Annotated in this window: 17 protein-coding genes; 12 read left to right on the forward strand and 5 right to left on the reverse strand. The window is 50.8% G+C overall.

Annotated elements, in window-relative coordinates; all coding sequences use genetic code 11:
- Positions 1 to 8 precede the first annotated feature (8 nt).
- Entirely contained in the window at positions 9 to 2,654 is a 2,646-nt protein-coding gene (locus Q0577_RS10705) for a TonB-dependent receptor (protein WP_298735863.1), read from the reverse strand.
- Between the two features lie 171 nt (positions 2,655 to 2,825).
- Here Q0577_RS10705 and Q0577_RS10710 point away from each other — a divergent pair, with 171 nt between their 5' ends.
- Together Q0577_RS10710 and Q0577_RS10715 are read left to right on the forward strand one after the other, a co-directional pair.
- On the forward strand, positions 2,826 to 3,854 hold the full coding sequence (locus Q0577_RS10710) for a quinone-dependent dihydroorotate dehydrogenase (RefSeq protein WP_298735865.1): 1,029 nt from the start codon (positions 2,826 to 2,828) through the stop codon (positions 3,852 to 3,854).
- A 5-nt stretch (positions 3,855 to 3,859) separates the two neighbouring features.
- The gene (locus Q0577_RS10715) at positions 3,860 to 4,627 is read left to right on the forward strand and encodes a TerC family protein (RefSeq protein WP_298735866.1); all 768 of its coding nucleotides are present in this window, start codon (positions 3,860 to 3,862) and stop codon (positions 4,625 to 4,627) included.
- Positions 4,628 to 4,737: 110 nt separating this feature from the next.
- Here Q0577_RS10715 and Q0577_RS10720 read toward each other — a convergent pair whose 3' ends face one another.
- The 3 genes from Q0577_RS10720 to dnaB all read right to left on the reverse strand — a co-directional run bounded on the left by Q0577_RS10720 (position 4,738) and on the right by dnaB (position 9,071).
- Positions 4,738 to 5,448, reverse strand: a complete 711-nt coding sequence (locus Q0577_RS10720; RefSeq protein WP_298735869.1) for an RsmE family RNA methyltransferase — start codon at positions 5,446 to 5,448, stop codon at positions 4,738 to 4,740.
- 516 nt (positions 5,449 to 5,964) lie between these two features.
- On the reverse strand, positions 5,965 to 7,299 hold the full coding sequence (locus Q0577_RS10725; protein ID WP_298735871.1) for an MATE family efflux transporter: 1,335 nt from the start codon (positions 7,297 to 7,299) through the stop codon (positions 5,965 to 5,967).
- 200 nt (positions 7,300 to 7,499) lie between these two features.
- Positions 7,500 to 9,071, reverse strand: a complete 1,572-nt coding sequence (gene dnaB / locus Q0577_RS10730) for a replicative DNA helicase (protein ID WP_298735873.1) — start codon at positions 9,069 to 9,071, stop codon at positions 7,500 to 7,502.
- Positions 9,072 to 9,603: 532 nt separating this feature from the next.
- On the opposite strand from dnaB, the gene pheT reads away from it, so the two are divergent.
- The 10 genes from pheT (at position 9,604) to scpB (ending at position 23,248) form a co-directional block, all read left to right on the forward strand.
- Positions 9,604 to 12,036, forward strand: a complete 2,433-nt coding sequence (gene pheT, locus Q0577_RS10735) for a phenylalanine--tRNA ligase subunit beta (protein WP_298735875.1) — start codon at positions 9,604 to 9,606, stop codon at positions 12,034 to 12,036.
- Positions 12,037 to 12,057: 21 nt separating this feature from the next.
- Complete coding sequence (locus tag Q0577_RS10740; protein WP_298735877.1) at positions 12,058 to 12,366, forward strand: hypothetical protein; 309 nt, start codon at positions 12,058 to 12,060, stop codon at positions 12,364 to 12,366.
- 9 nt (positions 12,367 to 12,375) lie between these two features.
- The gene (locus Q0577_RS10745) at positions 12,376 to 12,669 is read left to right on the forward strand and encodes a cell division protein ZapA (protein ID WP_298735879.1); all 294 of its coding nucleotides are present in this window, start codon (positions 12,376 to 12,378) and stop codon (positions 12,667 to 12,669) included.
- Between the two features lie 294 nt (positions 12,670 to 12,963).
- Positions 12,964 to 14,529, forward strand: a complete 1,566-nt coding sequence (gene rny / locus Q0577_RS10750; RefSeq protein ID WP_298735884.1) for a ribonuclease Y — start codon at positions 12,964 to 12,966, stop codon at positions 14,527 to 14,529.
- Positions 14,530 to 14,723: 194 nt separating this feature from the next.
- Positions 14,724 to 15,350 (forward strand): DUF1080 domain-containing protein, encoded by a 627-nt coding sequence (locus tag Q0577_RS10755; RefSeq protein WP_298735887.1) that lies wholly within the window; start codon positions 14,724 to 14,726, stop codon positions 15,348 to 15,350.
- A gap of 258 nt (positions 15,351 to 15,608) precedes the next feature.
- On the forward strand, positions 15,609 to 18,602 hold the full coding sequence (locus tag Q0577_RS10760; RefSeq protein WP_298735889.1) for a TonB-dependent receptor: 2,994 nt from the start codon (positions 15,609 to 15,611) through the stop codon (positions 18,600 to 18,602).
- 18 nt (positions 18,603 to 18,620) lie between these two features.
- Positions 18,621 to 20,246, forward strand: a complete 1,626-nt coding sequence (locus Q0577_RS10765; protein ID WP_298735891.1) for a RagB/SusD family nutrient uptake outer membrane protein — start codon at positions 18,621 to 18,623, stop codon at positions 20,244 to 20,246.
- Positions 20,247 to 20,397: 151 nt separating this feature from the next.
- The gene (locus Q0577_RS10770) at positions 20,398 to 20,979 is read left to right on the forward strand and encodes a DJ-1/PfpI family protein (RefSeq protein WP_298735893.1); all 582 of its coding nucleotides are present in this window, start codon (positions 20,398 to 20,400) and stop codon (positions 20,977 to 20,979) included.
- Positions 20,980 to 21,099: 120 nt separating this feature from the next.
- Entirely contained in the window at positions 21,100 to 21,987 is an 888-nt protein-coding gene (atpG, locus tag Q0577_RS10775; protein ID WP_298735895.1) for an ATP synthase F1 subunit gamma, read from the forward strand.
- Between the two features lie 139 nt (positions 21,988 to 22,126).
- Complete coding sequence (gene scpB / locus Q0577_RS10780; protein ID WP_298735898.1) at positions 22,127 to 23,248, forward strand: SMC-Scp complex subunit ScpB; 1,122 nt, start codon at positions 22,127 to 22,129, stop codon at positions 23,246 to 23,248.
- Positions 23,249 to 23,319: 71 nt separating this feature from the next.
- Here scpB and Q0577_RS10785 read toward each other — a convergent pair whose 3' ends face one another.
- On the reverse strand, positions 23,320 to 24,147 hold the full coding sequence (locus Q0577_RS10785; RefSeq protein ID WP_298735904.1) for a purine-nucleoside phosphorylase: 828 nt from the start codon (positions 24,145 to 24,147) through the stop codon (positions 23,320 to 23,322).
- Between the last annotated feature and the right edge of the window lie 90 nt (positions 24,148 to 24,237).

Raw genomic sequence — 24,237 nt, forward strand, 5'->3', positions numbered from 1 at the left:
GCTTGCTTTTAAAATTTGATGGCATAAGTAAGGCTGGGAAGGATAGGTAGCAGCGTCATCCTGGCTACATATCTTTCCTGCCGCACCTCATCTGTCTTTAAATAATAATAGTACGGGTTCTGCTGGTTATACACGTTGTACACGCTCAGGTTCCAGCTCTTGATCCAGTGTTTCTTTTGCTTGCTGTAAGTAATACCTGCATCCAGCCGGTGTGTGGCCACTGTTCTCAGGTTATTGCGATGGTCTATCGCATCTATCCTGGACGGATCCTGCACACCGGGCTCATAAGGGCTTGAACCGCCTATGCCCTCATAACTGGCCGTAGGCAATGTGAGCGGCATACCGGTCACAAACTGCCAGCTGGCAGAAAATTCCCAGTGTTTTCCCAGCTGCTGCACAAATGTAAATTCCAGGCTGTGCCGCGGATCGTATTTATAAGGAAACGTGCTGCCTTTATTCACTTCCGCAAATGTGCGGTTGCTCCAGGCAAGTGTATAGCCTATCCATCCCCGCGTATTGCCCTGCTTTTTCTCCAGCAGCAGCTCTGCACCATAGCTGCGCCCCTTACCTACTATTACCTGTTCATCCCAGTTCTTCCCGGCTGAATTGAATACATCTGCATCCTCCGTATATTCGATCACGTTACTCATCGTTTTGTAGTATCCTTCCAGCGACAACTCATAACCGCCGTTGCCCGTTGTTTTGGCAAAACCCAGTGTTGCCTGCCTGGATAACATGGGCTTCACTTTCCCGGTAGAAGGTACCCAGAGGTCAGTAGGCAGGTTGGTGCCGTTGTTGGTGAGCAGATGCAGTGGCTGACTCATATGGGTATAAGCCAGTTTCAGCGCCCAGTTGGCAGGCAGCAGGTATCGCAGGCCCAGCCTGGGTTGCAGGGAATAGTAGAAACGTTTGTCTACCAGGAAACCAGCCAGGTGCAAACCGGTATTCAGGTGCAGTGATGGGGTCAGCTGCCAGTCGTCTTCCGCATACATATTCATTTCAACCCCCACCGTGTTATAATTGTTATAGGAAGTATCCGGCGAAGACTGGGTATCAGAATGATCCTCAAAAAAGTATGTGCCCGGTTTGAAGATGTGTGTAGTAGATCCCAATCCGAATTTCACCGCATGCTGCGGGTTGGGCCGGTAGTCAAAATCGATCTTGCCCACCGCGTTCTGGATACGGGAATGATACCTGCCATACAGGTCTGATCTTTCATTGATGCCAACGTGATCATACTGGTAGCGGTAGCTGGTTAAAAAGAAATATTGTGAGTAGTTGAATGTTACGTTGGAGAACAACTGCCGGTTAAATACATGGTTCCAGCGCAGGGTACCGGTAAGATTACCCCAGCCCAGCTTAAAGCGGTTGTTCACGATGTATTTCCTTACGGCGGTGTCCTGCGAAGTATTATCATACTCACGTTCTATGCTCACGGCATCCTCGCCGCCGAATGCGCTGAGATAGATGCGGTCTTTTGGAGAGAAGATGTGGTTTACTTTTACATTCACATCGTAAAAGAAGGCAAACACATCGCCTTCTTCTCCTTCGTCTTCCAAAGCGGCAGCAACAAAAGGTTTGGCCAGTATATCCAGGTAAGAGCGCCGGCCGGAAATTATGAAAGAGGTTTTATCTTTCCATAGCGGGCCTTCCACCATAAACTTGGCGGCAATGGTGCTGATGGAAACTTCCCCGTGGTACTCCTTCATATTGCCGTCTTTCATGGCAATGTCTACCACGGAAGAGAGGCGGCCGCCATAGCGTGCGGGGAAAGCGCCTTTATACAGGGAAGCATTCTTTACAATATCCGGGTTGAACACCGAGAAAATGCCAAAGATATGTTCGGAATTAAATACGGGTGTGCCATCCAGCAGGAACAGGTTCTGATCAGGGCTGCCTCCCCGTACGCTCATACCGCCAGTGCCTTCTGCGCCGCCGGTAACGCCGGGCAGACTTTGTATAGTGCGCATAACATCGGCCTCGCCCAGCAGTTTTGGCAGGGCCTTTACATCATTCACGGGAATATTGATTTTACTCATCTGGGTCTGCTCCTGCAAACGGGTATGCATGTTCTCTGTCACCACAATTTCCTGCAGGCTGTTCAGGGGTTGCAGGGCCATGGTCTGCTGACGGTTACCGCTGGGCGGCGGACTATACCGCAGCGGGGCATAACCGATGTACGATATGGCAAGGCTATTGGTATCCTTTTTCAGGGTCAGGCTGTAAAAGCCGAATTGGTTGGTAACGGTACCCACCTGCTGCGCCGGGCAATATACCGTAGCGCCTATCAGCTTTTCGCCGGTACGGCCATCCTCCACATAGCCGCTGATAGTACGCACAGGGGTGGCTTTCACCGTAAGCACTACCTGGTTGCCTATGCGGTTATAAGTAATATCGTAAGGCCCGAACAAAGCTGCCAGTACTTTTTTAAGCGGCTTGTTGCGCATCGAGATGGTAACCCGGCGGGAAAGGTCTACCAGGTCCCGGCTATACGAAAAGTGAATACCATATTCTTTTTCCAACACCTGGCAGGCCACAAGCAAGGGCTGATCCTTTAATACCAGCGTAACCTTGGTATGCCAGTCCCAAGCCAACACCTGCAGCGGGGAACTACACAACAGGATCCCCAGCAACAGTTTTCCGCTAAGAGACATAAACGAAGGGATAAGTTTGATGATCAACGGTTCTGACTACGGCACTTTTAATGGACAGCACGGGAACAAAAATAGGAATTACTCCCGGCAATCTCCTAACACAATCTGCCAACTGATCCTGATGCTACAGATAGATATCCGCACATATAATTTTTTATATTTGCACCACACATGTACCATCTTATCAAGAAATTATTGTTCCGTTTCCCACCGGAGAATATTCACCACAGCGTAATGCGTGGTCTCAAATTAGTGCACGGCCTGCCACTGGGCAGCAAACTGGTAAATGCATGGTGTAACACGAAAGTGAAAGGCCTTGAAAGGGAACTATGGGGGCTGCGCTTCCGTAATCCCGTCGGACTGGCAGCAGGCTTTGACAAAGACGCCAAGTATACCGACGAACTGGCCAGTCTCGGTTTCGGATTTGTGGAGATCGGTACAGTGACTCCCCTGGCCCAACCCGGTAATGAACAACCGCGCCTTTTCCGCCTGCCGGCAGACCAGGCCCTGATCAACCGTATGGGCTTTAATAACGACGGCGCCGTTGCCGCTGCCAAAAGGCTGCAGAAACGCAGGTCGGACATCATTATCGGCGGCAACATCGGTAAAAACAAGCAAACGCCTAATGAAGAAGCGGTGAGCGATTACGAAAAGTGCTTTCATGCACTCTTCGACGTGGTGGATTATTTTGTTGTGAATGTAAGCTCTCCCAATACACCCAACCTGCGCGCCCTGCAGGAAAAAGAGCCGCTCAAACAGCTGCTGCATCACCTGCAGCTGCTGAACGCGCAGAAAAGCAAACCCAAGCCTATACTGCTGAAAATAGCGCCGGACCTGAACGATGATCAGCTGAACGATATCATCGAGATTGTACAGGAAACCGGTCTTGCCGGTATCGTGGCCACCAATACCACCATCAGCCGGGACGGACTGCAAACCCCTGCCGCAGAAGTGGCCAATATAGGCGCCGGCGGATTGAGCGGACTTCCCGTAAGGGAAAGATCCACCGCGGTGATCAGGTACATCCACGAACGCTCCAGCGGAAAGATACCCATTATTGCTGCCGGCGGCATATTTACCGCAGCAGATGCCCGGGAAAAACTGGAGGCTGGTGCGGTACTTGTACAGGTGTACACCGGGTTTATATATGAAGGTCCCACCATTGTAAAGAAAATTTGCGCAGGCTTAGCTAACAAATAAATATCATGGAACACTTGTTCACTACGGAATCGCTCATCAGCTTACTGACCCTGGTGCTGATGGAAATTGTACTGGGTATCGACAACGTTATTTTCGTCTCTATCGTCATGAACCGGCTGCCTGAAAGCAAACGCCTGCAGGCCCGCCGTATCTGGATGTTCACCGGCATAGGGGTTCGTATCATACTGCTGCTGTGCATCGGCTATATTGTACGGGCCAAAGACCCTATCTTTCACATCGCCAGCCACGGCTTCAGCCTGCGTGACCTGATCATGCTGGGCGGCGGCCTTTTCCTCCTGGTGAAGACCACCCGGGAGATCCACCATAAACTGGAAGGCGAAGAGGAAGTGACCCTTGGCAGCGGCGGCCAGAAAGGCGCCTCCCTGCTGAACGTGGTAGGGCAGATCATCATTATTGATATGGTGTTCTCTTTTGACAGTATCATTACCGCCGTGGGCCTTGCGCAGCATATCCCCATCATGATCATTGCCGTGATCATAGCCATGATCATCATGTTCCTGTTTGCCCCCCGTATCAGTGACTTCATTCACAAGCATCCTACCCTGAAAATGCTGGCCCTCTCCTTCCTGGTAATGGTAGGCGGTATCCTCATCATTGAAGGATGGATGGGAGAAAGGGCCGAAGAGCTTAATTTGAAAAATTACGTATACTTTGCCATGGCCTTCTCCTTTGCCGTGGAACTGCTGAATATGGCGATGCGGAAGAAAGCCGCCAAACCGGTGGAACTGAGGCAGCCGAAAGTGAGAGATTAGTTTGAGGTGAGGTTTGAAGTTTGAGGTTCGTTGAAAGTTACAAGTTTAGTAACATGTCACCCAACAGGTGCACTGGTGCTAAACCTTCAACCTGCAACGAACCTCAAACTTCAAACATTTATAGCCTTCATCAACGTACACGCCACCACCCCTGCCGTTTCCGTTCTTAACCTGGTATTTCCCAATGACACCGGCTGGAATCCTTTTTCCAGGGCCAGGCTCACCTCTGCCGGGGTAAAATCTCCTTCGGGGCCTATCAGCATAAGCGTATCTTTTCCCGCTTCCATTGCCTGTTGCAGGTGCAGCTTCTGCTCCGGCAAACAATGCGCGATGAACAGCTGGGGGGTATTATTTTCCTGTACCAGTTTATCAAATGCCACCGGGGCGGAGAGCTCCGGTAAATAATACTGCTGCGATTGCAGCATGGCAGCCACCAGGATGTTCTCCAGCCTTTCCTGTTTGAATTTCTCCTTTTCCGTACGCTGGGTGAGCAGGGGGATGATGCCCGTTACCCCTATTTCGGTGGCTTTTTCGAGGAACCACTCAATGCGGGAGGCATTTTTGGTAAAAGCGATGGCTATTCGGAGGGCTGGTGATGGCGCCGGAACCGTTTCACAGTGTTCTATCTGCACCTCGCATTTTTTACGGTTATCGTCTGTAATCCGGGCAGTAAATTTTTGTCCGCGCCCGTTTGCCAGCAGCACCTGCTGCCCTTTTTCCCGCCGCAGTACCTGTATGCAGTACTTGGAGGTGGGTTCATCCATTACATAAGAAGCCGCGTCAGGGGCCAGGTCTCTGGCAAAAAAAACAGGTAGTTCCATGTTGAAAATCAGTTCTTTCCGGTTGTTGGCTGGGTATGCCCGGGTATTAAACCGGGTGTTAAGCCAGGCGTTAGCCAGGCTCCAGCCGGGCAAAATTCGGGAAAAACCGGGGGAAAATCTTATGCGTTTTCACACGGAAATTTTGGGAGATTCCAATCCTAGTTCATTTATATACCAATCAGATCCGTAGATATCTCCTATATAATGAGGAAGGAATAAACAAGGGATCAGTAAGGGATGAATAAGGGCTCAACAAGGAGACATCTCTTATCAAACACAAGACCAGTATGCGTTTCAGCCCGGTCAGGCAAAGGACCCCAACCGGGTTAACTGTGGTAAAGTATTGATAATAAGAAGGTTGTAGTAAGGAGGAGGAGGAGATATTTTAGTTTCGTCCCTGCGAGGAAGTGACATTTAAGTTTCGTCATTGCAAGGAACTGTATAGCCCCGCGCGGGGCGGCGAAGCAATCTTTTGTCCTATAATTTTTTTAAGGCCACCCGTACCCCACAATCCTCCTACGCCTGCCTTTTCGTTTTCACCTGGAACCGTACAAACAGCAACACCGATGCTGCCAGCAATCCTAACAGCAAGCCCCACCAGATACCCTGGATGCCAAAGCCCAGGTGGATCCCCAGCACATATCCTATGGGCAGGCCAAGGCCCCAGTAGGCCAGGAAGGTAATGATAGTCGGCACTTTTACATCCCCCATCCCGCGCAGGATACCGAGGCCCACCACCTGGGTGCCGTCAAACAGCTGGAAAAAGGCAGCGATGATCAGCAGGGCGCTGGCAATCCGGATCACAGCAGGTTCATTGATATACATACGGGGCAGTAGCTGGTTGCCCAGCATAAATACCAGGGCAGCAGTCCCCATCAGCACCAGTACCATATGATAGCTGGCAATGGCAGAAAGGCGGAGCTCGCGGAACTTTACAGCGCCCAGGTAATTGCCGCTCTTAATACCGGCGGCAGCAGATACGCCGCTGGCCATCATATAGGTCATAGTGGCCAGGCTGATGGCAATCTGGTGTGCGGCCAGTTCCCTGGCGCCTATCCAGCCCACCATAATCACGGCCCCACTGAAAGCGCTTACTTCAAAAATATACTGGAGGGCTACCGGGGCGCCGATACCCAGTATCTTTCTGATGGTTGCCCGGGAGACCTCCTTAAAACGGAAACGCTGCAGGTAAGGTTTGAAGCGGGGAGCTTTTAAAACATACAGCGCCATGGCCACTCCCATAAGCAGGCGGTCTGTCAGTGTAGCGATACCTACCCCTATTACCCCCAGGCGGGGCAGGCCAAACAACCCGTATACCAGGCTGATGCCAATTATTACATTAATAACATTACCGATAATACTAATGTTCATGGCCTGGCGGGTAAAACCCAGGCCTTCGGCAAACTGCTTAAAGGAAAGATATACCATCAGGGGCAGGAAGGATACGCCCAGGAACTGCAGAAAAGGCCTGGCCTGCGCTACCACTGCCGGTGGTTGGTCCAGCAACTGAATGTAATGGCTGCCGGTAATGATAACAGCGCAGAGCAGCAGTCCGGTAACCAGGTTGATGATCAGGCTCTGGCTCAGCAGGCCTCCGCACGCGGCTTTGTCGCCCCGGCCATTGGCCTGCGCAATCAGGGGGGTAAGCCCGTAAGACATCCCGATACCGGTTACCAGGAAGATGGTAAATATGCTGTTGCCCAGCGATACGGCGGCCAGCGGCACTTCACCGGTATGGCCGATGATGATGCTGTCTGACAGTCCCACCAGGGTATGCCCCAGCTGGGAGATCACTACAGGGTAGGCTAAACGGAAATTATCCTGGTAATACGGTTTATACTTTTGCCACATCGGGTGTAAAATTCCAGATACCGAAATCCAAATACCAAATTCCAAATTCCAAAATCCCAATACCAAATACCGGGTAAAGGCGGGCTAAAATAACAAATTCCAACATCCAAGTTCCAAATCGCGAAGCACTTCGCGAAGATCATTTGGAATCTGGATGTTGGAATCTGGTATTTGGATTTTGGTATCTGGTACTTGGTATTTTAGAACGGAGCGTCTTCAAGGCCTTCGTCTTCGAAGTTCATGTCGTTCATTTTTGAGCCTTTCTGGATGTACAGTTTGGCTTCATCGCCACCGGGGCCGCCGTGGTTACGCATACCTGCAAATGGGCTGCTGCTGCCGCCACCCGGGTTTTCTACGCTGCCATCGTCTTCAAAACGCTGGAATTCCAGTACGGCGCGCAGCTTGATGGTATCCAGCTGACCGTTACGGTGTTTGGCTATACGAACGTGGGTTTCACCTTTGTTGGATTCGCCCATTTCATTGGTGGTGATCTCGTAGTATTCAGGGCGGTACAGGAAGCATACCATGTCGGCATCCTGTTCGATAGCACCCGATTCACGAAGGTCACTCAGCTGGGGCATCTTGTTGCCGTCTTTACGTTTCTCCACGTCACGGCTTAACTGGGACAGGGCGATCACAGGTACGTGCAGCTCTTTTGCCAGGCCTTTCAGATCGCGGGAGATCTTACTGATCTCCTGCTCACGGTTGGAGTTGCGTCCTTCGCCGCCGCCGCTCATCAGCTGCAGGTAGTCGATGATGATAATGCCTACGCCGTTGTTATGCACCAGCCTGCGGCATTTGGCACGCAGCTCGAAGATATTGAGGGCGGGCGTATCATCTATAAAGATGGGCGCCTTGGCCAGGCGTTCAATACCATGCGTCATCAGCTTCTTCATCTCATATTCTTCCAGCTTACCACGGGTGATCTTTTCCAGCTTGATCTCCGACTCGGCGGAAAGGATACGCTGTACGATCTGCCCGGAGGACATTTCCAGTGAGAAGATAGCCGCGCCTTTCGGGAAGCGGGGATGCAGTGCGGCATTCCTCGCCAGGTTAAGGGCGAAGGCGGTTTTACCCACAGACGGACGGGCGGCCAGGATGATAAGGTCACTGGGCTGCCAGCCATAAGTTACCTTGTCCAGCGAAGGGAAACCGGAAGGTACACCGGTGATATCATCGCCTTTATTGCGCAGGTCTTCAATACGCTTCATGGTGTTCACCAGTACCCTGTCGATAGAATCGTAGTTCTTCCGCAGGTGGCTGTTGGTGATCTCGAACAGTTTGGACTCTGCTCCGTCCAGCAGGTCAAATACGTCGGCCGTATCTTCATAAGCTTCGCTCAGTATCTCACCGGAGATACGGATCAGTTCACGCTGTATGAACTTCTGAAGGATGATACGCGCGTGCGCTTCAATGTTCGCAGATGATACTACAGTGTTGGTGAGGCGGGTAACGTAAAATGGGCCCCCTATCATTTCCAGTTCGCCGGAAGACCTGAGCTCTTCCACCACCGTGAGGATATCCACCGGCATAGACTTGGCGGCTAAACGCTGCATGGAGGCGAATATCTTCTGGTGTGCTTCCACATAGAAGCATTCTGGCTTCAGGATCTCTATAACTGTATCAAAAGCACCCTTTTCCAGCATAATGGCGCCCAGTACAGCTTCTTCCATATCCTTGGACTGAGGGGGTATTTTTCCATAAACCATGGAGGACACATCAATGGACGGTTTCCTACGTACATTACGGTCTTTCTTTAGATTGAGATCCATTTATATTGCAAAAAGTTAAAAAAAATGAACGAAAACGATTACTGTCATGACTCTTAATGCCCCCGGCGCTACACAATTTTTTCTGTATCAGTGTTAAGTCATCTTTAATAAATTGTAAACTTTTTTGAGCCGTAAAAACTAAGGTAAAGGCATTTTTTCATTTAAGCCGTACGATGACCGGATTATATTTATCAAACCCAACACACAGGTTATTCACACGCAAAATGTCAGTTATCCACTGACTCGTATCCGGTTATCCACTAAATGAAGTAAAAACACCCTGCAAAGGTCCGATTATTCACACACTTTGTGTAAAAAGATTTTCCACAATTTGCTTGTGTGGATTAGTCCATTGTCTATGGTCCATCCTCCATACAATCTCCATCAAATAACGTTGTCAAACCGCAAAAAATTCTCCTGCGGTGTCCTGTTGCATGCTCAAATGACCTTTTCTAAGGCACAATGAACCATGGACGATGGACCACCGTCTATGGACTTTTATACTATCTTTACAGCCACATTATTAATTAAAATGACTATTTCTTACAACTGGCTTTGTGAATATTTGCCGGTGCAGCCGTCGCCGGAGGATCTGTCTGTTATTTTAACCCGTATAGGCCTGGAGGTGGAGAGCCTGGAAAGGTTTGAGTCCATCAAAGGAAGCCTTGAAGGGCTGGTAATAGGCGAAGTACTGACCGTTGCCCAGCACCCTAATGCAGATAAGCTCAAACTTACGACCGTAAATATCGGTAGCGGCACCCCCCTGAACGTGGTATGCGGCGCCCCCAATGTGGCTGCTGGCCAGAAAGTGGTGGTGGCCCCCATCGGTACTACCATTTACCCGCTGGGCGGTGAGCCCATGACCATGAAAAAGGCAAAGATCCGCGGGGAAGAAAGCGAAGGAATGATCTGTGCCGAAGACGAGATCGGCCTGGGCAGCAGCCATGCAGGCATCATGGTGCTGGATGCAGCCCTGGTACCCGGTACGCCCGCCGCAAAAGTTTTTAACGTGGTACAGGACTGGGTATACGAAATAGGCCTCACCCCCAACCGCATGGATGCCATGAGCCATATAGGCGTGGCCCGCGACGTTTGCGCCTATTTCAATAACCTGGAAAACACCCGGCAATACCAGGTAAAGCTGCCGGCTATCCCGGAACTGCCCAAAGCCGCCAAACCCTTACCCATCACCGTTACCATAGAGAATACGGATGCCTGCCCCCGTTATGCCGGTATTTCCATCAGCGGTGTAAAAACAGCGCCCTCTCCTGACTGGCTGCGGAATAAACTGCTGGCCATCGGGGTAAGGCCTATTAATAATATAGTAGACATCACCAATTTCATACTGCATGAAACCGGTCAGCCGCTGCACGCTTTTAATGCCGCCGCCATTACCGGTAACCATGTGATCGTTAAGAACCTGCCTGCGGGCACTCCCTTTGTGACCCTGGATGAGAAAGAGCGCAAGCTGGATGCCGCAGACCTGATGATCTGCAACGGCAACAGCGAAGGTATGTGCATTGCGGGCGTATTCGGCGGACTACATTCCGGCGTGACAGACGCCACCAGCAACATCTTCCTGGAGAGCGCCTGTTTCAGCCCTTCCGGTATCCGCGCCAGTTCCTTCCGTCACGGCCTGCGCACAGACGCGGCCACCCGTTTTGAAAAAGGCGTGGACATTTCCAATACCGTATTTGCCCTGCAACGCGCTGCAGCGCTGATCTGTGAGCTGGCAGGCGGGCAGGTGGCCTCCGATGTGGTGGATATATATCCCCAGCCACAACCTAAAAAAGAAGTAAGCGCTACCTGGAACTATATTAAAAAGCTGAGCGGTAAGGACTACGGCCAGGATAAGATCAAACATATCCTCGCCAGCCTTGGATTTGAGATACTGGAAACAACAGCCGAAGGCCTCCGTGTGAACGTGCCCTATAGCAAACCGGATATCGCCATCCCGGCTGATATCGTGGAAGAGATCATGCGTATAGACGGCTTGGATAATGTAGAGATCCCGTCCCAGGTGCTGATCACCCCGGCCATCACTGCCCGTCCCGACCAGGGGCGCGTGCGGGAGAAGATTGCCGACTACCTGGCGGCCAACGGCTTCAAAGAGATCTTCACCAACTCCATCACCAACAGCAAATATTTTACGCCCGAAGTGCTGGAGCATACGGTGAAAATGATCAATAACCTGAGCGCAGACCTGGATGTAATGCGTCCTTCCATGCTGGAAACCGGCCTCGAAAGCGTGTCTTATAACCTGAACCGGAAAAATGAGGACCTCCTGTTCTTTGAATTCGGTAAAACCTACCGGCAACAGGCCCCCGGCAAATACGAGGAAACCGAGCACCTGAGCCTGTACCTCACCGGCGCCAAACGCCCGGAGAGCTGGCTGTACAAGGCCGCCCCGGTAGATTTCTATTTCCTGAAAGGGTATGTGAGCAATATACTGGCGCAACTGGGCATTACTTCCCTGCAATGGGCAGAGAAAGAGGCCCACGGCCTGCAACACGCCTGGCTCATTAAGGGCAACGGCAAAGAACTGGTAACCCTGGGTGCCGTAGCCCAGCAGAAACTGAAGCAGTTCGATATCAAACAGGCGGTATGGTTTGCTGATATCAACTGGCAATCAGTTTTGGCGGCTTTACCAAAAAAGGATAACTTTTACAGTGAAATTCCAAAGTTCCCGACCGTACGCAGGGACCTTGCCCTGGTACTGGACAAGCAGGTGAAATTTGCAGATGTGGAAGCAGCCGCCCGCGGTGTAAAATCCCCGCTGCTGCAACATATCAACCTTTTCGACGTTTTTGAAAGTGAAAAACTGGGCGCCAATAAACAGTCTTACGCAGTGAGCTTTACCTTCCAGGATACCCGCAAAACACTGACAGATAAAGAAATAGATGCGGTAATGGACAAGCTGGTGAATGCTTTTGAGACCCGTTTACAGGCACAGATCAGGAAATAAGACGGACCGCGTCTGGCATAAATGGCATTAGAGCAACACATACAACGCATTGAAGATAAGCTGCTCCTGCTGCTGAAAAAGCTACAGCAGGAGCAGGCTGATAATGCATTGTTGAAAGAACAGTTGCAGCTACAGCAGCAGGAATCAGCCCGGCAGCTGGAAACTATTGCTATGCTGGAAGAAAAGTTGCATCTTGCAAAAATAGCGGGTGTTGCATCGGGCAAACCGGCCACTCCCGAGGAAGATGAGGATTTCAAAAAGGAAATGCGGAACAGGATCAACGACTATATTAAGGAGATAGACAGGTGCATAGCGCTGCTGAACAGTTAAAGACAATCCATGGAACAGCTGATTCCCGTAAATATATTCGTGGCAGACCGGTCTTACCGGATCAAGATAAAACCGGAGGAAGAAGAGGAAGTACGCCGTATTATGAAGGAAGTGAATGAAAAGATCATTGAATTCAAAACGGCTTATGCGGGTAAGGATCTGCAGGATTACATCGCCATGGCGCTGATCATGTACGCCACCCACCCCGTAACCAGCGGGGGAAAGGCCCAGGCAAGCGTGGCCCCTTTTTTACAGGAAAAGTTACAAAGGCTGGAAGAATTGCTGGATGAGCAGCTGAAGTAGGGCAGGAAAAGCAGGTGGGAAAAGTGCTGGGATGAATGGTGAATTATTTGAAAAAGTAGATTAACAGGAAGTAATATAATTTTATTAATGCTACTTATAACTTACTCATAATAAGTTATTTGATAAATACCCCCTGTTACTATTCCACGTAAAGTAATCTGTCTGCACCTTCATCCGTCCTGTGTTGTCGCATTTTAGCACATTCTTTTTTGTATTTTCGCGCGTCAAGTTCTAACACCACCTCGATAGGGGGTGGCAAAGAATGCAATATATATTCAATTTTAAATTTTTTGTATGGATGTTACTTTTATAACGACAATAGCCGCAGTGGTGGCATTGATCATAGGGATTGTGTTAGGTAAGGTGATATTTGCCAAAAACACGCAGCAAAAAATACAGGAGGCAGAACAACAGGCTCAGAAGATCGTATCAGATGCGCAGATAAGCGCTGAGAACCTGAAAAAGGATAAGTTACTGGAAGCTAAGGAGAAATACCTGCAGATGAAGAGTGAACATGAGAAAGAGGTATTGCAGCGTAACCAGAAACTGGCAGATGCAGAGAACCGGATCAAACAGAAAGAGCTGAGCCTTAACCAGAAGAATGAACAGCTGCAGAAACAGGTACAGGAGAATGAGGCGATCAAGGAAAACCTGAACCGGCAGATGGAACTGGTAGCTATTAAGCGCAATGACCTGGAAAAACACCAGGAAGAACATATCCGCCGCCTGGAAAAGGTGGCCGGCCTTACCGCCGAAGAGGCCAGACACCAGCTGGTGGAAAGCCTGAAAGAAGAGGCCCGCAGCCAGGCCCTGGCTCATATCCAGGAGATCATCGAGGATGCCAAGACAAAGGCCAACAAAGAAGCTAAAAAGATCATCATACAATCTATCCAGCGTACCGCTGCAGAGCAGACCATTGAGAACGCCATTACCGTGTTCAACCTGGAAAGTGATGAGATCAAAGGCCAGATCATTGGTCGTGAAGGCCGTAACATACGCGCCATCGAAGCCGCTACCGGTGTAGACCTGATCGTAGACGATACCCCCGAGGCCATTGTATTATCCTCTTTTGACCCCCTGCGCCGCGAGATCGCCCGTTTGTCGCTTCAGCGCCTGGTGCAGGATGGCCGTATTCACCCTGCCCGTATCGAGGAAGTAGTGGAAAAGACCAAGAAGCAGCTGGAAGAGCAGGTGATGGACATCGGCGAAAGAACAGTAATAGAGCTGGGCATTCACGGCCTGCACAAAGAACTGGTACGCCTGGTAGGTAAAATGCGTTTCCGTTCTTCCTACGGTCAGAACCTGCTGATGCACTCTAAGGAAACAGCTAACCTTTGCGCCGTGATGGCAGCTGAACTGGGGCTGAACCCGAAACTGGCCAAACGCGCCGGTCTGCTGCACGATATAGGCAAAGTACCTGACGAAGAAACTGAACTGAGCCACGCCCTGCTGGGCGCCAAGCTCTGCGAAAAATACGGCGAGCATGCCGCCGTGGTGAACGCCGTTGGCGCCCACCACGATGAGATGGAAATGCAATACGTGATCTCCCCCATCGTTCAGGCCTGTGACGCCATCAGCGGCGCCCGCCCGGGCGCCCGCCGCGAGATCATGCAGAGCTACCTGCAGCGTATCAAAGACCTGGAGAACCTGGCCCTGGCCCACGAAGGCGTGGAAAAAGCCTACGCCATCCAGGCAGGCCGCGAACTGCGCGTGATCGTTGAGAGCGATAAAGTGACCGACAACGATGCAGACCGTCTTTCTTTCGAGATCGCCAACAAGATCCAGACGGAGATGCAGTATCCCGGCCAGATCAAAGTAACTGTGATCCGTGAAAAGCGCGCCGTAAACGTAGCGAGGTAACGTAACAAATACCAAATTCCAAATCCCAATTTGAGAAGTGTGTTCCTGACAGGAGCTGCTGATCAAATTGGGATTTTTGATTTTTACCCTTAGTAACCGGAACCTTGTTCCCGATGCTACACCTGATCTGGTATTTGGTATTTGTTATTTGGAATTTGGAATTTGCCCCTTATCTTAAGGGGCAAATACTTCACATGCAAAGAACTAAGTCTTTATGGCGGCGCCTGGGCGCCTGCCTGCTGGTAAGCGGGTTGATACTGACCACCACAAGTGTAATGGGACAAAAGGCAAAGTCTCTTTTTAACGGTAAGAACCTGGATGGATGGAAAATTTACGGTACCGAAAAGTGGTACGTAGATCAGGGCAACCTGGTGTGCGAAAGCGGGCCCGATAAAGAATATGGCTACCTGGGTACCGATAAGGACTACAAGGATTTTGAACTGACCCTTGAATTCAAACAGGAGGCCGATGGCAACAGCGGTGTATTCTTCCACTCTACCATAGAAGGTACCAAGATCACCGGCTGGCAGGCAGAAGTAGCGCCCGCAGGTATGCATACCGGCGGTATTTACGAATCTTATGGCCGCGGCTGGCTGATCCAGCCCACAGCCGATAAAGAACAATACCTGAAAATGGGCGAATGGAACACCATGAAGGTGCGTGTAAAAGGCAATGTAGTAACCACCTGGCTGAATGGCCATGAGATGATCACCCTGGACGATGAAAAGATAGGCAGCCGCAACGGGCAGATTGCCCTGCAGATCCACTCCGGCGGAGGGATCAAAGTAAGGTGGCGGAACATCAAAGTGCAGGAACTGTAAACAGGCCCCTCAGCCAACCCGCTTATAAGGCCGGTCAGGGAAAATTTTAATTTCTGACCGGCCTCGTCTTTTTATAAATTAGCTGTCCTTCATAACCAGTTGTCTCCCTTATTATTGTCATTCCCGACTTTTATATTGCAATCGTTTGCAACAAAAAGATATTTTACATAACTTGTCAATATGGACCACGTTTCAACCGTACGAACCATGTAGAAACCTTTTTTGTACCCTTAAATAAAAACATAAGAATTACACGCTATGAAGAACTTGCTCACCTTGGGGGGGCTCTGGTTATTGCTGCTATGCCACAGCCTCGTCACCCACGCTCAATCCAACATTATCCAGGGAACTGTAAAAGATGCGAAAAGCGGCACAGCGTTACCGGGGGTAACTGTATCGGTAAAGGGGAAATCAACCGGTACCCAGACAGACATGCAGGGTCAGTTTAAACTGCAGGCAGACCCGCAGGCCACTTTAGTATTCTCTTTCATCGGCTACACCACGCAGGAAGTACCTGTAAGCGGCCGCAGTAATGTTGACATTCAACTCGGAGAAGACCTGAAAAAACTGGAGGAAGTAGTGGTGGTTGGTTACGGCGCCCAGAAGAAGAAAGACGTAACCGGTTCCATTGCCTCCATCAACGCAAAAGCCATCCAGGAAGTATCTGTTACCAACCCGCAACAGGCCCTGCAGGGCCGCGTGGCGGGTATTGATGTACTGATCAACAGTAACAAGCCGGGCGATGAGCCGCGCGTACGTGTACGTGGTAACCGATCCATTACGGCGGGTAATGATCCGCTGTATATTGTAGACGGGATCCCGTATGCCGGTAATATGAACGACATCAACCCCGGCGATATCGCCTCCATGGACGTACTGAAAGATGCATCTGCCACAGCCATCTACGGTTCACGCGGGGCCAACGGTGTGATCCTGATCACCACACATAAGGGCAAGATCGGCCCGGCGAGGGTGAACTACAGCGCCAATTATGGTATCATCAACACCCTGGGCCGTACCGATATGATGGACGCCAATCAGTACATTGCCATGAGAAGAGAGGCTAACCGTACGGTGGGCCGCTATAACGACAACAACCCGGATTCTTCTGATGCCGCCATTTTCAACGCCACTGAGTACGCCAACGTAAAGGCAGGCGTAAACACCGACTGGCAGGACCTGATGCTCTCCAGCGGATGGCAGACACAGCACAGTCTGGGGGTTTCCGGCGGATCTGAAAAAACCAAATACGCTGCCAGCGGTGGCTACTTCAAGCAACAGGGTGTACTGGAACTGCAAAGTTTTGAGCGCTATAACCTGCACCTGAGCCTGGACCAGGAGATCAGCAAACGTATCAGGGTGGGCGCCTCACTGCTGGCTTCCTACAGCAAACGCCGCGGCGAAACCTACAACGGGATGGATGCCGCGCTTAAAATGCTGCCCATCGCCTCTCCTTATGACGCCGGGGGCAATCTCATCACTTACCCGACCAGTGACAACCAGCAACCTAATCCCCTGCTGGATTATGTGCCGGGTAACCGGGAGGAGAACCGCACCCGCTTCCGCCTGTTCTCCAGTCTCTATGGTGAAGTGGACCTGGCAGACGGCCTGAAGTACCGCCTGAATGTGGGACCTGATATCCAGCAAAGCAATTACGGACTTTTCCAGGGCAAGAATAATACAACTCAGCTGATAGCCGGTGGCGACGCCGTGGCGCAACGTAATGGCTATACCGTACTGGCTTACACCGTGGAAAACCTGCTGACGTATAACAAAGTATTTCATCAGAAACATAACGTAGGCATTACGGCCCTGTACAGTGTGCAGCGCCAGCGCGAAGATTCGTCTAACGCCTCCGTGCGGGGCATTCCCGCAGAAGCGCAGCAGTGGTATAACCTGGATGAAGCCGGGAACGTAACCGCTATCGGCAGCCAGCTGGGCACCTGGACCATCCTCTCTTATATGGGCCGTATCAACTATGGGTTTGACGACCGCTACCTGATCACGCTGACGCTGCGTGCGGATGGATCTTCCCGCTTTGCAAAAGGCAAGCAATGGGGTTATTTCCCTTCTGTGGCCGTGGCCTGGAATATGACCAATGAAAATTTCCTGCGTTCCGTCAGCTGGCTGGATAACCTGAAACTGCGCGCCAGCTATGGTAAGATCGGCAACACCGGTATTCCGCCCTACGCTACACAGGGAGGCTTGCTACGCAGTCCCTACTCTTTCAATAACAGGGGTGTACTGGGTTATCAGCCCAACCAGCTACGCAATCCGGACCTGACCTGGGAAACCACCACATCCTCCAACATAGGCTTTGATTTCAGCGTGTTCAAAGGAAGGATAAACGGTAGCCTGGACGTATATAAACAAAAGACCACTGACCTGCTGCTGAACCGACTGCTACCCTACAGCAATGGTTTTCCGAGTGTGCTGACCAATATAGGCGCTACCCAGAACAAAGGCCTGGAAGCAGCCGTGTCTGCGATCATCCTGCAAAGCCCTTCCGGCTTTACCTGGTCTACCGATCTTAACTTCTTCATGAACCGTGAAAAGATCCTGAGCCTGGGTAATGGCAATAAAAGCGATCCGGGTAACGCCTGGTTCATTGGAAAGCCTATCACCGTTTACTATGATTACCAGAAAATAGGCATCTGGCAGACAGAGGCCGAAGCGCAGGTGTACCAGCAACACCAGGGTGAGATCCGCTTAAACGATGTGAATAACGACAAGCGGCTGGACGCCAACGACCGCACTATCCTGGGCTCACAGCAGCCCGACTGGTCTGGCGGTATGACACAGCGCGTATCCTACAAAGGATTTGATCTCTCCATCGTAGCCTTTGCACGGATGGGTAATATGGTGAAGAGTGATTTTTACCAGAACTACAACACGCTCTTTGGAAGGTATAACAACCTGGACGTAGATTACTGGACGCCTTCGAACCCCACCAATGATTTCCCGCGGCCTAACCGTAACCAGGAGCGCCCGAATAACTATACTACACTGAGTTATTTTGACGGCTCCTTCTTCAAGATCCGCAACATTGGCCTGGGTTACAACCTGCCAAAAAGCCTGATGGACCGCTGGAAAATGCAGGCGTTGCGTGTAAGCGTAGACGTGAAGCAGCCACTGATCCTGGCGCCTTACCGCCAGACCTACAAAGGCATTGATCCGGAAGACGTAACCACAATCTCAGTAGACGTACCTGCCACCTGGATGCTGCAGTTTGGTATAAATGCCACTTTCTAAACCGTAAAAAAGAACGTTATGACGAATATGAAAATATGCTGGATGATCCTGCTGCTGGCCATCGCGTCAGCAAGCTGTAATAAAATGCTGGAAGAAGACCTGGTGTCTAATGTAAACGATGAATTCTATAATACGCCCGCAGGTTTCAGCGCCGCAGTAAACGGCGGCTATGTAGCCATGCGCAGTTTTTACAGTACTGAACGCGGAATGACGCTGAGTGTTTTTGGTACAGATACCTATACCAACGGCTCTGATGGCGATTTCAAATTTGCCAACCAGTACACTTCACAACTGGACGGACGGTATTCACACCTGCGGGAACTCTGGAACGCTACCTACCAGGCGATCAATACCGCTAATGCAGCGATAGACAGGGCAGACGCCATCCCGGGCCTGGACTCTGCCGTAAAACGTACCGGCGTAGGGGAAGCCCGTTTCTGCCGGGCGCATTATCACTTCCTGCTGATGCAGCTCTTCGGACCGGTTCCTTTACAGCTGCATGAGAATAAGGAAATTAAAACCGAGGCGCACCGCGATTCAGTGCCGGATATCTACAATGCGGTCATCGCAGACCTCCGGTATGCTTCGCAGAATCTGCCGGTGTCGCCGGAATTTGGCCGCGCCAGCAAACCAGCCGCAGAACACCTGTTGGCAAGGGTATACCTCACCCGCGCTTCTTCACCCGCGCGGCAGGCGGCTGACTATGACAGCGCAGCCAAATACGCCCAGGGTGTGATCAGCAACTACAGCTTTTCGCTGCTGCCGGATGTTGGCCAGGTATGGGCACAGGGCAAGGAAAACAATGCAGAAACCGTATGGGCGGTACAGTATACTACAGACGCCCTGTACAACTCTAACGACAACAATGCCAGCAGGTTTTTCCTGATGCAGTACGACATCCTGGCCGGGATGAAACGCGACCTGGCCAATGGTACCCCCTGGAAACGCTTCCGTCCAACGCCTTTCCTGCTGGACACATTGTATGCTGAGCGTGTACATGATACCCGGTATGAAAAATTCTTTACCACCGTATGGAAAGCCAATGTGGCAACTTCCAAACTCAAGGTGGGCGATACGTCTGTTTATATGCCGGGTCACAATGTAAGCGATGGCGAAATAGCCAGCAAGCCTTACCTGCTGGTTCCACCCCGTAATTATACAGAGGTGCTGTATCCTTCCCTGAACAAATTTGCAGACGCATTGCGGCCGGATAACCAGGCCTCCGGTGTAAGGCCCTTCATTGCCTTCCGCCTGGCGGAAGATTACCTGATAGCTGCAGAAGCGCTGATGATGAAAGGCGACAATACAACCGCCGCTAACCTGGTTAATACCCTGCGTATGCGCGCCGCCAGGGTAGGCCTCACACCCGATGAGACCAATGCGCACAGGGAAGCGATGAAAATAACGCCTGCCCAGCTGAACATCGATTTTATACTGGACGAAAGAGGCCGCGAACTGGTAGGTGAACAACTGCGCTGGTTTGACCTGGTACGTACCGGGAAACTGCTGGAAAGGGTACGGGCGCATAACCATCCGCAGGCCTCCGTCAATATCCTGCCCAAACATATGCGGCGCCCCATTCCGCAGGACCAGATAGACAGGGTGAGCAACCCGCAGGATTTCCCGCAGAATACGGGATATTGACGCTAAAATTGTTTGGGGGTTTGAAAGTTTGAGGGTTCGAGGGTTTGATAGTTTGATGGTGGCCTGATAGTATAAGGTTGCATGCTCAGACTTTCAAACCCTCAAACTTTTTTTTGTCGTATCTTAATTGTGTCTAAAACTTTCATGTGTTATGTCCCAAAAAAAGATTCTCTTTCTCACCGGCGATTATGCTGAAGATTACGAAACAATGGTACCCTTCCAGATGCTGCAGATGGTAGGGCATGAAGTACATGCAGTATGCCCGGACAAAACAGCCGGGGAAAAGGTGATCACCGCTATTCATGATTTTGAGGGAGACCAGACCTACAGCGAGAAACGGGGCCACTATTTTACATTAAACGCCTCTTTTGCGGATGTACAGCCGGCAGACTATGACGCGCTGGTGATTGCAGGAGGCCGGGCGCCCGAATACCTGCGCCTGGATAAAAAGGTAATAGAGCTGGTGAAACACTTCTTTTCCGGTAACAAACCGGTGGCAGCCGTTTGCCATGCCATACAGATCCTGACGGCGGCAGATGTGGTGCGGGGCAAAAAGCTCACCGCCTACCCCGCCGTAGGCCCGGAAGTGACCATGGCCGGAGGAGAATACCAACACGTGAACATTGATGAAGCGGTGACCGACGGGTTGCTGGTAACCGCCCCTGCCTGGCCGGCTCATCCGAAGTGGATAGCTGCCTTTTTGAAAGTACTGGGCACCCGTATAGAGTTGTGATAATCTGTAAATTATTGATTCTAAATCTGGTAGTTAGCCAATAAATAATCCTCATTCCGGTTTCTTAATTATGCCTGCATTACTTACCTTTGCAGCCGAATTGAAATCCATAATATCACTATGTCCGGACAGCTTAAAGAAGTTCGTAACCGTATAAAATCAGTACAATCCAGCCAGCAGATCACCAAGGCAATGAAAATGGTGAGCGCCGCCAAGCTGAGACGCGCACAGGACGCCATCCTGCTGATGCGCCCTTATGCCGTGAAGCTCCAGGAAATGCTGCAGAACATCGTTTCCAACACGGAAGGCGATATTGAAATGGCCCTGGCAGCCGAAAGGCCGGTAGAAAAGGTACTGATCGTGGTGATCACTTCTGACCGCGGACTGTGTGGCGCTTATAACTCCAACCTGATAAAGCTGGCCAAACAGCTGATCCGTGAAAAATATGCGGAGCAGTATGCCAAAGGACGGGTAGAGATCATGCCTATCGGAAAGAAAGGTTATGAGCACTTTGCAAAAAACGGATATAAGATCAATGATCAATACTGGCACCTGTTCGCAGATCTGAACTTTGATCATGTAAAACAGGCTGCCGCCATTGCCCTGAACGGTTTCATAAAAGGTGACTACGATGCAGTAGAGCTGGTATACAGCCAGTTCAAGAACGCCGCTACACAGGTATATACCACCGAACAGTTCCTGCCTATTGCCAAAGTAGCGCAGAAAGAAGGACAACAGAAGATCAAGGCAGATTACATCTTCGAACCGGAGAAAGAAGTCCTGATCGCAGAACTGATGCCCAAGATCCTGAACACCCAGTTCTTCAAAGCCATACTGGATGGCCATGCTTCTGAGCATGGCGCCCGTATGACGGCTATGGATAAGGCAACAGAGAATGCAGCCGAATTGCTGCGTAACCTGAAACTGTCTTACAACCGCGCCCGTCAGGCAGCTATTACTACAGAGCTGACCGAGATCGTGAGCGGTGCTGCAGCACTGGCCGGCTGATAAAACGGATCTTATTCACATCAAATCAACAGCAGAAAAATTCATTTCCTCAATAGCGTCAAAGACTGTAACTTTCAGTCTTTGACGCTTTTTCATTACGGCTGCAATGTGCCAACTACATTGCAAAAAAATCACAACTATGGAAATCTCTCAGATCATACCGCACGTAGAGGCATTGATATTTGCCGCTGACCGTCCGTTACCGGTGCTGGAAATTGTGGATCTGCTGAACAATGCACTGGCCTTCCTGGAAGACCGCGCTACGCTGGACCAGGTGGAGGCCGCCATAGAAGCCGTCAGGGAAAAATACCACTCCGAGTTCTATGCCTTCGAGGTAAGGGAAAGCGGGGGAGGTTACCAGTTCCTGACCAAAAAAGACTACTACCAGACGGTAGCGCAGCTGAACGGTGAGAAATTCCTGAAACGCCTGTCTACTGCCGCACTGGAAACCCTGGCCATCATCGCCTATAAACAACCTATTTCCAAAGGAGAAATAGAGCATATACGCGGCGTAAGCTCTGATTACTCCATCCAGAAACTGCTGGAAAAAGAGCTGATCGTTATCTCCGGCCGCAGTGAAGACCTGCCGGGTAAACCTTTGCTGTATGCCACTTCCAAGGCGTTTATGGACTATTTCGGACTGAACTCTCCCGCCGATCTGCCCAAGCTGAAAGAGGTATTTGACGAAGAAGTAATCCAGCCCACACTTATTACGGACGAAGCTTTCCAGCACGACAATGGCAGCAGCCTGGTAGTGTCTGAGAACGGCGAACTCCTGGAAGATGCCTACATTCCTACCATCACCATACATGAGGACGTAGCGATACCTGACGTGGAAGAGAACGAAACACCGGAAACACCGGAGACAGGCGAACCTGTGGAACCCAATGAGCCCGGCGCTGCACCACCGCTGGAAGATGCAGCACCAGCGCAGGAAGCGGAAACAGAAGACACAGCACCCGAAGAAGCAGGAACAGAAGAAACGGGAACAGAGGAAGCGCCGGATGTTAACGCTGCCGCCACCTGGGGTGGCGATGAGGACGAAGAGGAAGAAGACGAAGACGAACTGGAAGATATTGACGAATATGACGGAGACGGTGATGAAGATGAAGACGAGGAGGATGAAGATGAGGAAGAAGATGATGATGAAGAAGAAGATGATGATGATGATGATGACGAAGACGAGGACGGGGATGAGGACGATGATTTTGAGGAAGACGAAGAGGATGATGAGGATGAAGACGAGGATGACAAAAAATAAAGCTATGCAGCACTGCAGATAAGAATGTCCCGCCAAGGCGGGACATTCCTTTTTACACTCATACAGTTATGCTACGCCCCTATCTGCCGGATCACGGCAGCAAATATGGCACTCAGTTTTTCGTCTGCTTTACCGGCTACTGCGATGATCTCTTCGATAGAAACAGGATGCAGGTTATCCGGATCGCATTCGTCTGTGATTACAGATACGGCGGCACAGGGTAATTGCAGCTGGTTAGCCACGATTACTTCGGGCACGGTGCTCATCCCCACCATATCGGCCCCTATCATGCGCAGGAAGCGATATTCGGCCCTGGTTTCCAGGTTGGGGCCCATAACGGAAACATATACGCCGGTTTTCAGGGCAGTGCCGTTGGCTGCTGCAGCTTTCTGTAAAAGCTGACCTAACTGCCTGTCATAAGGACAGCTCATATCCGGGAACCGGGTACCGAAGGCGGGCGCATTTAAGCCGCGCAGCGGGCTTTCCGGCTGCAGGTTAATATGATCTTCCAGTAGTACCAGGTCGCCTTTCTTAAAGGCAGGGTTCATGCCGCCGGCGGCATTGCTCAGCAGCAGCTGCTGCACTCCCAGTGCTTTCAAAACCCGTAGCGGGAAGGTGATCTGCTGCATGGTATAGCCTTCATAGTAATGAAAACGCCCCTGCATGGCTATCACCGGCGTATCGCCGATATGGCCGAAAATAAGCTGGCCTTTATGCGATTCTACCGTGGCTTCCGGGAAATGCGGTATCTCGTTATAGGGAATGCTTTTCTCTATCCGGATATGATGTACCAGCTGTCCGAGGCCTGTGCCCAGCACAATGCCCACCTTTGCCTGGTGATAGTTGAACTGCCGTAACCAGGACGCAGTTTCGGTGATCTGTTGTAATAGCGTTTCCATGCCGCAAAGAAAATATAAAAGCGCTTTACTTTTGCGTTTTATAGGGAACCGCAGCGCAATCGTTTGCAGTGATAATTAAACAGGTATAGG

The organism is uncultured Chitinophaga sp. (genome assembly GCF_937898475.1).
Classification (GTDB): domain Bacteria; phylum Bacteroidota; class Bacteroidia; order Chitinophagales; family Chitinophagaceae; genus Chitinophaga.

What these genes read in the sequence shown, in the direction of transcription:
- scpB (WP_298735898.1), top strand. Translation starts at nt 22,127, where the DNA reads ATGGAAATCTCTCAGATCATACCGCACGTAGAGGCATTGATATTTGCC.
- Q0577_RS10740 (WP_298735877.1), top strand. Translation starts at nt 12,058, where the DNA reads ATGGCATTAGAGCAACACATACAACGCATTGAAGATAAGCTGCTCCTG.
- Q0577_RS10745 (WP_298735879.1), top strand. Translation starts at nt 12,376, where the DNA reads ATGGAACAGCTGATTCCCGTAAATATATTCGTGGCAGACCGGTCTTAC.
- Q0577_RS10710 (WP_298735865.1), top strand. Translation starts at nt 2,826, where the DNA reads ATGTACCATCTTATCAAGAAATTATTGTTCCGTTTCCCACCGGAGAAT.
- atpG (WP_298735895.1), top strand. Translation starts at nt 21,100, where the DNA reads ATGTCCGGACAGCTTAAAGAAGTTCGTAACCGTATAAAATCAGTACAA.
- Q0577_RS10760 (WP_298735889.1), top strand. Translation starts at nt 15,609, where the DNA reads ATGAAGAACTTGCTCACCTTGGGGGGGCTCTGGTTATTGCTGCTATGC.
- Q0577_RS10720 (WP_298735869.1), bottom strand. Translation starts at nt 5,448, where the DNA reads ATGGAACTACCTGTTTTTTTTGCCAGAGACCTGGCCCCTGACGCGGCT.
- Q0577_RS10705 (WP_298735863.1), bottom strand. Translation starts at nt 2,654, where the DNA reads ATGTCTCTTAGCGGAAAACTGTTGCTGGGGATCCTGTTGTGTAGTTCC.
- Q0577_RS10725 (WP_298735871.1), bottom strand. Translation starts at nt 7,299, where the DNA reads ATGTGGCAAAAGTATAAACCGTATTACCAGGATAATTTCCGTTTAGCC.
- rny (WP_298735884.1), top strand. Translation starts at nt 12,964, where the DNA reads ATGGATGTTACTTTTATAACGACAATAGCCGCAGTGGTGGCATTGATC.
- Q0577_RS10770 (WP_298735893.1), top strand. Translation starts at nt 20,398, where the DNA reads ATGTCCCAAAAAAAGATTCTCTTTCTCACCGGCGATTATGCTGAAGAT.
- Q0577_RS10785 (WP_298735904.1), bottom strand. Translation starts at nt 24,147, where the DNA reads ATGGAAACGCTATTACAACAGATCACCGAAACTGCGTCCTGGTTACGG.
- dnaB (WP_298735873.1), bottom strand. Translation starts at nt 9,071, where the DNA reads ATGGATCTCAATCTAAAGAAAGACCGTAATGTACGTAGGAAACCGTCC.
- Q0577_RS10715 (WP_298735866.1), top strand. Translation starts at nt 3,860, where the DNA reads ATGGAACACTTGTTCACTACGGAATCGCTCATCAGCTTACTGACCCTG.
- Q0577_RS10765 (WP_298735891.1), top strand. Translation starts at nt 18,621, where the DNA reads ATGACGAATATGAAAATATGCTGGATGATCCTGCTGCTGGCCATCGCG.
- Q0577_RS10755 (WP_298735887.1), top strand. Translation starts at nt 14,724, where the DNA reads ATGCAAAGAACTAAGTCTTTATGGCGGCGCCTGGGCGCCTGCCTGCTG.
- pheT (WP_298735875.1), top strand. Translation starts at nt 9,604, where the DNA reads ATGACTATTTCTTACAACTGGCTTTGTGAATATTTGCCGGTGCAGCCG.